This window comes from Phycicoccus flavus, assembly GCF_004025965.2.
GTDB classification, from domain to species: Bacteria; Actinomycetota; Actinomycetes; order Actinomycetales; family Dermatophilaceae; genus Phycicoccus; species Phycicoccus flavus.
Genome location: NZ_SAYU02000018.1, coordinates 54,346 through 61,738, shown reverse-complemented (window position 1 = coordinate 61,738; position 7,393 = coordinate 54,346). Strand labels below are relative to the sequence as shown.

8 protein-coding genes are annotated in these 7,393 nt (G+C 76.8%); all 8 read right to left on the bottom strand.

All coding sequences use genetic code 11. The features are described from left to right. Positions 1–310, bottom strand: a 310-nt coding sequence (locus EPD83_RS07575) for an alpha-amylase family glycosyl hydrolase (protein WP_268951196.1), incomplete at its 3' end; no start/stop codon positions are given. 197 nt (positions 311–507) lie between these two features. Further along, positions 508–858, bottom strand: coding sequence for a UBP-type zinc finger domain-containing protein (locus EPD83_RS07570; RefSeq protein ID WP_128368643.1), 351 nt, complete (start codon positions 856–858; stop codon positions 508–510). Positions 859–958: 100 nt separating this feature from the next. Then, positions 959–1,909 (bottom strand): DUF368 domain-containing protein, encoded by a 951-nt coding sequence (locus EPD83_RS07565; RefSeq protein ID WP_165566414.1) that lies wholly within the window; start codon positions 1,907–1,909, stop codon positions 959–961. Between the two features lie 81 nt (positions 1,910–1,990). Continuing rightward, positions 1,991–2,728 (bottom strand): cysteate racemase, encoded by a 738-nt coding sequence (gene cuyB, locus EPD83_RS07560; RefSeq protein WP_235950400.1) that lies wholly within the window; start codon positions 2,726–2,728, stop codon positions 1,991–1,993. After that, on the bottom strand, positions 2,725–3,966 hold the full coding sequence (locus tag EPD83_RS07555) for a carboxylate--amine ligase (RefSeq protein WP_128367874.1): 1,242 nt from the start codon (positions 3,964–3,966) through the stop codon (positions 2,725–2,727). Before EPD83_RS07555 ends, cuyB begins: the two co-directional genes overlap by 4 nt. Positions 3,967–4,075: 109 nt before the next feature. After that, on the bottom strand, positions 4,076–4,813 hold the full coding sequence (locus tag EPD83_RS07550) for a class F sortase (protein WP_128366241.1): 738 nt from the start codon (positions 4,811–4,813) through the stop codon (positions 4,076–4,078). Further along, a complete protein-coding gene (locus tag EPD83_RS07545; protein ID WP_128366240.1) occupies positions 4,810–5,760 on the bottom strand; it encodes a DUF4397 domain-containing protein in 951 nt (316 codons plus the stop codon). The genes EPD83_RS07550 and EPD83_RS07545 overlap by 4 nt, the downstream gene beginning before the upstream one ends. Positions 5,761–5,819: 59 nt before the next feature. Further along, positions 5,820–7,352 carry a hypothetical protein gene (locus EPD83_RS07540; protein ID WP_128366239.1) on the bottom strand — a complete coding sequence of 511 codons (1,533 nt, stop codon included), beginning with the start codon at positions 7,350–7,352 and terminating at the stop codon, positions 5,820–5,822. Positions 7,353–7,393 lie beyond the last annotated feature (41 nt).

Here is a 7,393-nt window from a genome sequence, read left to right as displayed (position 1 = left end):
GGTCGAGCAGCACCCGGATGCCGCGGCTGCGGGCCGCGTCGACGAAGGCCACGAGGTCCTCGTTCGTGCCGTAGCGGGGCGCGACGGAGAGGTAGTCGGCGACGTCGTACCCGGCGTCGGCGAACGGCGAGGCGAACAGCGGGCTGAACCACACGGCGTCCACGCCGAGCCAGGCCAGGTGGTCGAGGCGCTCCAGCGCCCCCGCGAGGTCGCCGATGCCGTCGCCGTTCCCGTCCGCGAAGGACTGCGGGTAGATCTGGTACAGGACCGAGGACGCGAGCCACGCGGGCTGCGGGCGGGGTGCGGGCACCGCCTCACCCTAGCCAGGACGACCCGTCCGGCGGCGCGCCCGGCGTGCGCCGCACGGGCCGGCGTGCGCCGCCCGGGCTGACGACCCACACGAGCCGACGACACGCAGGGCCGGGACGCGGCGTGTCCGGCCGAGCCGGCGCACCCGCCGCCGCAGCGTGTCGTCCGCCCGTACCGCCGCCGACCCCGGCGGGTCGGTCAGCGGTGGATGCGCTGCAGCCAGTCCGTGGGGACCGCACCCGCCGGCCCGGGCGACGGCTGGCCCTCGGGCCGGCTCTCCGGCGGCGCCAGCGACGGCCCGTCGAGCGACTCGCCGCTGCGGAAGTCGTAGAACCAGGACTCCCCCGGCTCGAAGCTCGTCATCACCGGGTGACCGGTCTCGCGGAAGTGCGCGCTGCGGTGCTGCCCCGGCGAGGAGTCGCAGCAGCCGACGTGCCCGCACGCCGCGCAGCGCCGCAGGTGCACCCACCAGCCGCCGGCGTCCAGGCACTCGGCGCAGCCGGTGCCGCTCGGGGGGACGGACGGGTCGATCTCGCTCACCTCGGCCATCCGCCGACGCTACCGCGAGGTGTGTGGGTGGGTCACCGACACCCGTCCCGAGGCCGTCGCCGAGCGCCTGCGCGCGCTCGCCGCCCGGTCCTGACCCGCGTCACCCGCCCTCGGGCGCGGGGGCGTCGCGGCGGGCCTCGACGACGACGAGGACGCCGACCACCACCGCCCCGAGCAGGGCGAGCAGGACCGGCCCCGTCACGGGTTGCGCGGGCGCGGCGAGGCTGCCGGGGCCGTCCTCGTCCCCGGCCTGCCAGGGCCAGAGCGCCCGCAGCGAGCCGATCATCAGCCCGGCCATGACGAGCAGCGTCGTGCGGCGGTGGCGCAGCAGCAGCCGCCGCAGCACGGGGACGAACGTGGCCAGCCCCACGGCGGCGCCGGCGGCGAAGACGGCGAGGTAGCCGAGGTCGCGGCCGTCGACCGCCTGGAGGGTGCTGCCGTAGAGGCCCACCGCCAGGAGGAAGAACGAGCCGGACACCCCGGGCAGGACGAGGGCGCAGACCGCGGCGGCCGCGGCGACGAAGACGACCGGCGGGGTCGCCGAGAGCGAGCGGTCGCCGGCCGCGGACCCGATGAGCAGCCAGGCCAGGACCGCCGCGCCGACGAGCAGCGCGGCGTCGAGCGCCGCAGGACGGTGGGCGGCCGGCAGCATCCGCAGCGGGACGACCACGCTTACGGCGACGAGCCCGAGGAACAGGCCGCGCGCGTGCTCGGGGCTGCCCTCGACGAAGGCGTGCATGACGCCGGCGACGGTGAGGACCGCGGTGGCCATGCCGAGGAGCACCGGGACCACGAGCCGCCAGTCGGTGCGCCGCAGCTCGGCGGCCGCCCCGCGGACCCGGTCCGGCCCGGTGACCAGCCGGCGACCGGCCGCCACGACGTGCGCCGCCGAGCCGATGAGCTGCTCGTAGACCCCGGTGACGAGCGCCACCGTCCCGCCGGAGACCCCGGGGACGAGCTCGGCCATGCCGATGAGGAAGCCGCGCGCGAGGTCCAGCGGCAGCAGCCGGCGGGCGCGGGGCGGGGGCGGGGTCGCGAGGGCCTCGTCCATGCGGAGGACGGTACCGGGCCGACCTGGACGTCCGGCGCCGACGTCCGCGGCGACCGGCCCGCGACGGGGTGCGGCGCCGGCCTACGCCGGGTCGCGCAGCGTGCCGCCGCCGCGCAGGACCGTCGCCCGGGCGACGGCGTCGATGGAGTCGACGAGCCGCGGGTCCTCGATCCCCAGGTCGCCGAGGAGGACGGACAGCTCGGTGCAGCCGAGCAGCACGGCCTCGGCGCCGCGGTCCGCGAGGTGGTCGACGAGCGCGTCGAACTCATCGCGCGGGACGGGGTTGCCGGCCTTGACGCCGTCGTAGATGACGGCCATGACGCGCTCCTGGACCTCCGGCTCGGGCACGAGCAGCGTCAGCCCCGCGGCCTCGGCGGCCCGGGCGTAGATGCCCTGCTCCAGGGTGCCGTCCGTCGCGAGCAACCCGACGCTCGTGAGCCCTGGCACGGCGGCCTGCGCAGCGGCGATCGTCTCCTCGACCGTGTGGAGGACCTCGATGCCGACCGCGGCCCGGATCGCGTCCACCCACACGATCGCGGTGTTGCACGGGACGGAGATGAAGGTGGCACCGGCCCGCTCGAGGGCGACGGCGTTGGCGACGAGGGCGGGCTCCGGGCTCTCGCCCCGGCCCTGGAGGAAGCCGGTGCGGTCCGGGACCGAGCCGAACTGCCAGACGAGCAGGTCGACGTGGTCCTGGTCGCGGCGGGCGTCGGTCAGCTCGACGACCCGGCGCAGGAAGTAGACGGCTGCGGCGGGGCCGAGGCCGCCGAGCACGCCACCCGGCGGCCCGGGCACCTCGGGGGGCTCGGGGGCGGTCATCGGCGGTCCACGAACCAGCGCCGGAACTTGCGCACCTGGTTGAGGTGGTAGAGCGCGTTGTAGGCCCGCCGCTTGAGCGTGAGGTCCGGGGCGTAGACGTTGGGGTCGCTCGCCCGGCCGGCCCGCATGAGGCCGAGCGCCTTGTCCCGCAGCGCCTCGTCGAGGACGTAGCGCCTGATGACGGCCTTGGGGACGAAGGCGAAGAGGTGCTCGCCGCGGGCGATGGTCAGCCCCTCCATCGGCTCGTGGCAGACCCAGTCGCGCACGTACCACTCCGAGACGTTGTACCCGTTGGCGGTCACGTAGAAGTTCGAGCGCCCGAGCCGGACGTTGATCTCGAAGAACTTGTAGGTGCCGTCGCGCCGGTCGTACTTGAGGTCGAAGTTGGAGAACCCGACGTAGCCGATGTGCTCGAGGAAGGTCCGCGCCTGCTCGATGACCTCGTCGGCCTCGGTCGTGATGATGACGCAGGGGTTGCCGATGGCCAGCGGCTGGTGCTCCTCGAGCAGGACGTGGCCGAGGGAGCCGAAGCGCACCCGGCCCTGCTGGTCGGAGTAGCAGGTGAGGACGCGCATGTTCGTGTCGTCGCCGGGGACGAACTCCTGCAGGAGGAAGGTCCCGTCGTACGGGCTCGCGCGGACCCGGCGCAGGACGGTGGCGAGCTCGGCCTCGTCCTGGCAGATGAAGACCTTGTCGTTCCCCTCGAACGGCGCGTAGTGGTACTCGGAGCTGTCCGAGGGCTTGGCCACGACCGGGTACCCGAACGGCAGGTCGTGCTCCTCCCCGTGGTCGGCGGCCATGTCGACGACCACGGTCCGCGGGTGGGGCACGCCGACCTCGTCGAGGATCGCGTAGAACTCGTCCTTGCGCACGATGCGGCGCAGCAGGTCGATGTCGATGTACGGGATGGTGAACCACTGCGCGAGGTGGTCCTTGCGCTCGACGACCATCTCGACGTACCAGTCGCCGGTCGCGACGAGGAGCAGCTCGGGGCGGCCGGGACCCGCGTGCTCGCGGCCGACCCGCTCCAGGGCGGCGGCGAAGACCTCGGCCTTCTCGAAGTCCTCGACGTACACGTGGTCGCACAAGGTGGACAGCCCGACCGGCCCGCTCGTGCTCATGTTGACGACGATCGGACGGACGCCGTAGGCCGCGTGAAAGGTCCGGATCAGCGTGTACGCCGTGATGTCGCCGCCGAGGATGACCGGGCGGAAGTCCGTGGCGGGGGCGTCGGGCACGCGCGGATCTCCTTGACGGCGGGGCGGGGATGGCGGGACGGACGGGTCCAGCGGCCATCCAGGGTCCCACACCGGGGTCGGTGCTCCGACGGCGCACGCCGGGCGGCCCTCAGGAGGCGAAGACCACCGTGTTGTCGCGGTAGTGGCCGCTCACCGGGTCGACGGTGCCGCTGCACGTGATGAGCCGCAGCTCCGGGCCGACGGCCGGGCCGTAGACGAGGTCGGTGGGGAAGCGGTCCTTCGGGACGCTGCGCAGCGAGCGGACCGTGAAGCGGACGACCTCGCCGTCCTGCCGGACGACCTCGATCCGGTCGCCGGGCCCGAGCTCGTGGAGGCGGGCGAAGACCGCGGGCCCCTCGCGGGTGTCGACGTGGCCTGCGATGACGGCCGGTCCGAGCTGCCCCGGGGCCGGCGCGGTGGTGAGCCAGCCGGCCCGGTCCGGGTCGACCGGCACCTCCATCGTCCCGTCGGCGGCGATGCCGAGGTCGACGAGACGCGAGTCGACGCCGATGGCCGGGATCCGCACCTCGACCGGCCGCACGCGGGCCGGGCTCTCCGCCCCGGAGGTGGCGCCGGTGCGCCCGGACCGGCGGACGGCGACGGAGTCCGGGACGTCCGGGGTCGGCCACTGGTCGGGCGGCAGCGTCGCGAAGCCGGTGGACGTCGGGGTCGGCGAGGCCGGCGGGGTGGCCCCCGACGGCGCGATCGACGGCGCGGCCGACGGTGCGGGGTCGGCGGCGAGCCGGGCGGGGGCGGGGTGCGTCGCGGCGACCGCGGCGACACCGAGTCCGCCGACCACCGCGAGCCCGGCGCCCGCGGCGAGCGCGCGGACGAGGACGGGTCTCACCGGAGCGGCCGCACCGCCACGCGCTGCCGGCGGGCCAGCCAGGCGAGGACGACGAGGCCGGCCCCGGCCGTGCCGAGGCCGCCGAGCAGCACCGGGTCCGCCGGTCGGGTCGCGAGCCCCCCGAGGCCGGTCTGCACCCCGGACACGGGCATCGTCCCGGCGCCCTGGGCGTCGGCCACGGGCTTGAGGACCACGCCGCCCTGGCCGTCGGCGAGGACGAAGACGGTGAAGACGCCGCCGGCGGGCACGTCGACCGACGCCGACACCGGGTCGCCCCCGCCGCCCGTCGTCACGTCGAGGGTCCAGGACCCGGCCTTCACCGACCGGTAGGGGGTGGGCCGTCCGTAGGGCGCGTCCGTCGCGATCGTCGGGCCGTCCTGCGCCCGGACCGTGAGGGTCGAGGCGTCGGGGACGGCCGGCAGCAGCCGGATGCTCGCGGTGCCGGCGGGCGGCGGGGACAGCCGGTCGGAGATGGCCTCCACCCGCGGGTCCTTCTTCGACCCGCCGAGCGCGGCCAGGGTGACCGCCCGCCCGGGGCGGGCGTCGAAGGTCCCGGTGAGCACCGGCGGCCCGTCGGTGCCCGAGCCGGCCGGCCGGATGGTGACGGCGTAGAGGCCGGAGGGCACCTGGCGGTAGTCACCGATGCCGCCGTAGCCGACTGCGCGCTCCAGCACCCGCGTCGTGCCGTCGGCCTGGGCCTCGGGCACGCCCTCGGTGGGGATGTCCGAGGTCGAGGAGCCGGAGAAGGGGACGAGGCGGATCGTCATCGTCCCCACGCCCGGGACGAGGTGCGCGGCCCGCACCCACGCGGTCGTCTTCGCTGCGGGGACGGCCGGGGCGGCGGCGCCCGCGGGTCCGGCGCCGACCGCGACGAGGCCGAGGGCTCCGGTGGCCGCCGCCACGGCGGCGAGGAGGCGCCGCAGCGTCCCCGGGGTGGTGCGTGCCATGGCAGTGGTCCTTTCGGGAGCCGGCCGGCGCGGTCGCCCGCGTCCGCCGGGGTGGGAGGTCACGGGGCGCCGTCGCCGAGGACGAGCAGCAGCCACGGGTTGCCCGCGGCGTCGGCGTCGAAGTACGCCTCGGGGTGGTAGTCCTCGCGCTGGGCCGCGAGCTCGTCGAGGAGGGTGCGGACGGCGGAGGCGTCCTCGACCGGCGGACCGCCGTCGACGCGCACGAGGCGCACGCCGGTCAACGGGGCGGCCGGGTCGGCGCCCTGCGCCGTGACGAAGTCGCCGACCGCCAGGCGGTGGTCGAGGGCCATCAGCGCGAGCAGCGTCGACAGCCGCGGGTCGACCCGCCCGCGGACGAGGTCGCGACGGGCGTCGGGCGCGAGGTCGAGGGCGGGGTTGCCGGCCACGGCGCGGCCGGCCTCCACGGCGGCCCGGTCGCCACGCGGCGGCCGGTCCGGGACGGCGCCGTCGGCGGACGGGCTCGGGGCCGCGGCGCTCGGACCCGGCGCCTCGGGACCCGGCGCGTCGGGGGCCGGCGCGTCGGGGGCCGCCGGTCGTGCGGCGGCCGGTCCGGCGCGCCCCGGACCGACGAGCCCGCTCAGGGCGCCGGCCCACGTGGGCGCCACGAGGCCGACGACGACCCCGGCGGCGAGGACACCGACGACGGCGCCCGCCCGCCGGACGTCGCGACCCGCGAGGCGCGTCGGACGGTAGCGGGCGACGGCGTAGACGGCCCCGGCGACGAGCAGGGCGGCGAGCGGGACGAGCAGCGTGACCGGGGTCGCGTTCCCCCCGCCGACGAGCAGCACGCCGAGGAGCAGGCCGGCGGCGGCCACCGAGTGCGGCCGCAGCCGGTAGACGAGCAGGCCGAGGACGGTGGCGAGGAGGACCGTGGCCGGCACGACGAGCGAGGAGATGCTCGGGTCCTGCCACCCGGACCAGGGCGCGAGGGTCAGGGTCTCCCCGCGGTAGACGGCGACCGCGAGGGCCACGGCGACGACCGCGAGGGCGAGCAGGGCGTCCAGGGCGTCGATGGCGCCGGCGTGCTGCCGGACCCGGTCCCGCCACAGGAACATGACGAGCGCGGGCAGGACGAGCATGGCCGCGGGGGTGAGCAGGCAGGCCGCCGCCAGGCAGAGCGCCGCGGCCTCCATCGAGCGCCGGCGTCCGCCGAGGCCGAGCACGAGACCGCCCAGCACGAGCGGCAGGGCGAGCCCGGCGGGGGTCACCGTGCGGTGCGCCTCGACCGCCGCGGGCGCGAGGCCGGCCAGCAGCACCGCGAGCGCAGCGACCCACCGGGGCAACGGCACCCGCTGCGCGAGCAGCCACAGCAGGGCGGCGTCGAGCACGGCGAGCCCGACGACAAGGAGGCGGTCAGCAGGTCCGGCGGCGAGGGCCGTGACGACCCCGGTGACGACCAGCAGCGGGAGGAGCACCGCGAGGTCGACGACGTACCCGCCGGGACGGCGGGGGTCACGGGGTCCCCCGGGGGACTGCGGCGGACCCGGCGTGGGCGTCTCGACCGCGGGAAGCCACGGGCGCGCGTCGGCGTCGCGGCGGACGGCCGGCCCGTGGTGCTCGACGACGGACATGTCCGTCCTCCCTCTGCGCGCGCGCAGGGGACGCCGGCGAA